Origin of the sequence: Isoptericola sp. NPDC058082 (assembly GCF_042885055.1) — a bacterium.
In the GTDB taxonomy this organism is placed as follows: Bacteria; Actinomycetota; Actinomycetes; order Actinomycetales; family Cellulomonadaceae; genus Isoptericola.
In genome coordinates this window covers 142,580-145,331 of record NZ_JBHVSQ010000005.1, presented here as the reverse complement: position 1 = coordinate 145,331, position 2,752 = coordinate 142,580, and the positions used below count along the sequence as shown (strand labels likewise).

General features: G+C 75.3%; 3 protein-coding genes. All 3 read left to right on the top strand.

Annotated features, from left to right (window positions below; genetic code table 11):
* On the top strand, nt 1–1,329 hold a 1,329-nt coding region (locus ACFVS0_RS09360; RefSeq protein ID WP_430587791.1), incomplete at its 5' end, for a M16 family metallopeptidase.
* Between the two features lie 74 nt (nt 1,330–1,403).
* A complete protein-coding gene (dapB, locus tag ACFVS0_RS09355; RefSeq protein ID WP_430549922.1) occupies nt 1,404–2,177 on the top strand; it encodes a 4-hydroxy-tetrahydrodipicolinate reductase in 774 nt (257 codons plus the stop codon).
* A complete protein-coding gene (locus tag ACFVS0_RS09350; RefSeq protein ID WP_430549923.1) occupies nt 2,174–2,650 on the top strand; it encodes a tetratricopeptide repeat protein in 477 nt (158 codons plus the stop codon). Before dapB ends, ACFVS0_RS09350 begins: the two co-directional genes overlap by 4 nt.
* The last annotated feature ends 102 nt before the right edge of the window (nt 2,651–2,752 follow it).

Sequence of the window (2,752 nt, the reverse complement as noted above, 5' to 3'; positions counted from 1 at the left end):
CCTCCCTCACCCCTCCCGTATTCCCCCCCCCCCCTCCGCCCCCTCCCCCTCCCCCCTCCCCCCCCCCCATCGGGCGCCCCCTTCCCCCCCCCCCCCGGCGGTGTTCGTGTGCTCACCGAGTCGATGCCGGGCCTGCGCTCGGCCACGGTGGGCGCCTGGGTCGGCGTCGGCTCCCGCGACGAGACCGACGGCCACTTCGGCTCCACGCACTTCCTCGAGCACCTGCTGTTCAAGGGCACGCCCCGGCGCTCCGCGATGGACATCGCCGAGGCCTTCGACGCCGTCGGCGGCGAGGCCAACGCGGCCACGGGCAAGGAGCACACCTGCTACTACGCCCGCGTGCTCGACGCCGACCTGCCGATGGCGGTCGACGTCATCGCCGACATGGTCACCTCGGCGCGCCTCGACGAGGGCGAGCTCGAGACCGAGCGCGGCGTGATCCTCGAAGAGCTCGCGATGAACGACGACGACCCGGGCGACGTCGTGCACGAGGAGTTCTCCGCCGCCGTGCTCGGCACGCACCCGCTCGGCCGGCCGATCGGCGGCACCCCGGACACGATCCGTGCCGTGCCGCGCGACGCCGTCTGGGAGCACTACCGCTGGCACTACCGGCCCGAGACCCTGGTGGTCTCCGCCGCGGGCGGCGTCGACCACGACGCCCTCGTCGGGCAGGTGGCCGACGCGCTGAGCACCGGCGGCTGGGACCTGGCCGCCGGGGCGGCCCCGCGCGACCGGCGGCCGACGGCCACGGACCCCGTCGGCGTCCCCACCGAGGGCGTCGAGCTCACGGTGCGGCGCCAGGTGGAGCAGGCGAACGTCATCGTGGGGTCCACGGGCCTCGCGGCCACCGACGACCGCCGCTTCACGCTGTCCGTGCTCAACGCCGTCCTGGGCGGTGGCATGTCGTCGCGCCTCTTCCAGGAGGTGCGCGAGCGTCGCGGCCTGGCGTACACCACGTACTCGTTCGCCTCCGGTCACGGCGGGCTCGGCACGTTCGGCCTGTACGCGGGCTGCTCGCCCGCGAAGGTCGACCAGGTCACCGAGCTGCTGGTCGCCGAGCTGGAGCGCATGGCGACCGAGCCCATCACCGACGCCGAGCTGGCGCGCAGCATCGGCCAGCTCTCCGGCGGGCTCGTGCTGGGCCTGGAGGACTCCGGGTCGCGCATGAGCCGGCTGGGCAAGGCGGAGCTGGTGTACGGCGAGCTGCTGACCCTGGAGGAGTCCCTCGAGCGGGTCCGCGCCGTGACCGTCGACGACGTCCGCGAGCTCGCCGCCGACCTGGCCGCGCGGCCGCGGTCCGTCGTCCGCGTGGGACCCTTCGGCGACTGACCGCCGTCCCGCGACCGAGTGCCGTGCGGCGGCCGGGTGCCGGCCGCCGACCTCATCGAATGGAGACCAGACTCATGAGCAGGACCCTCAGGGTGGCCGTGCTCGGCGCGGCGGGGCGCATGGGCGCCACCGTGTGCCGGGCGGTCGAGGAGGCGGCGGACCTCGAGCTGGTCGCGCGCCTCGACGCGGGCGACGCGGTGGACGCCGACGCCCTGGCGGGCGCCGACGTCGCGATCGACTTCACCGTGCCGGCCGCCACGGAGGCCAACGTGCACGCGGTGCTCGACGCCGGCGCCCACGCCGTCGTCGGGACGACCGGGTGGGACGACGCCTCGCGCGGCCGCGTCACGGAGCACCTGGAGCGCGTCAACGCGACGCGGGACGGACAGGACGGGCTCGGTGTGCTCATCGCGCCGAACTTCGGCCTGTCCGCCGTGCTCGCGATGACGTTCGCCGCGAAGGCGGCGCGGTACTTCGAGTCGGCCGAGGTGGTCGAGCTGCACCACCCCGACAAGGTGGACGCCCCGTCGGGCACGGCGCGGCACACCGCCGCCGCGATCGCGCGGGCGCGTCGGGAGGCGGGCCTGGCCGCGATGCCTGACGCCACCGAGACGGGCCTCGAGGCGCGCGGCGCCGACGTCGACGGCGTGCGCGTGCACGCCGTCCGGCTGCGCGGGCTCGTCGCGCACGAGGAGATCCTGTTCGGGAATGTCGGCGAGCAGCTGGTGATCCGGCAGGACTCGTTCGACCGGGTGTCGTTCATGCCCGGCGTGCTCCTGGCGGTGCGCGAGGTCGTCTCCCGGCCCGGGCTGACCGTGGGCCTCGAGAACGTGCTGGACCTGTCGTGAGCGACGCGCCGCGCCGGCGCTTGCCGCGGGGGCTCGCGGGGGCGGTCGCCGTCACCGCGCTGCTCGCGCTGTACGTCTGGCAGATCGCCGGGCGCGGCGTCTCGATGATCGGGACCGGCGAGCCGGTGCTGATCGCCATCGGCCTGGCCGTGCTGGTGATCCCGCTGCTCGTCATCGTGCTCATCGCGCGCGAGTACCGTCTCGCGACGCGGGTGCAGCACATGGCCGACCTGCTCGCGGCCGCGGGCGAGCTGCCGGTCGACGACCTGCCGCGCTCGCCCGGCGGCCGGGTGGACCGCACGGCCGCCGACGCCGCGTTCGAGGAGCGGCGCGCTGCGGTGGAGCGCGACCCGGACGACTGGAAGGTCTGGTACCACCTGGCGTTCGCCTACGACGCGGCCGGCGACCGTCGCCGCGCTCGCGAGATGCTGCGCAAGGCGTCGTCGATGTTCAGGCCGGACGCGACGTCCTGACCCGCCCGCCGGCCGTCCCCCCAGAGAAGGAAGGCGGGCCCCAAAACGCCCAACACACCCCGCCACGCCACCCCCGGCACTCCTTGCCCCCCCCGTCTTCCC

Bases quoted from the DNA above. Each gene is read 5' to 3' on its own strand.
- dapB (WP_430549922.1), top strand. From the start codon at position 1,404: ATGAGCAGGACCCTCAGGGTGGCCGTGCTCGGCGCGGCGGGGCGCATG.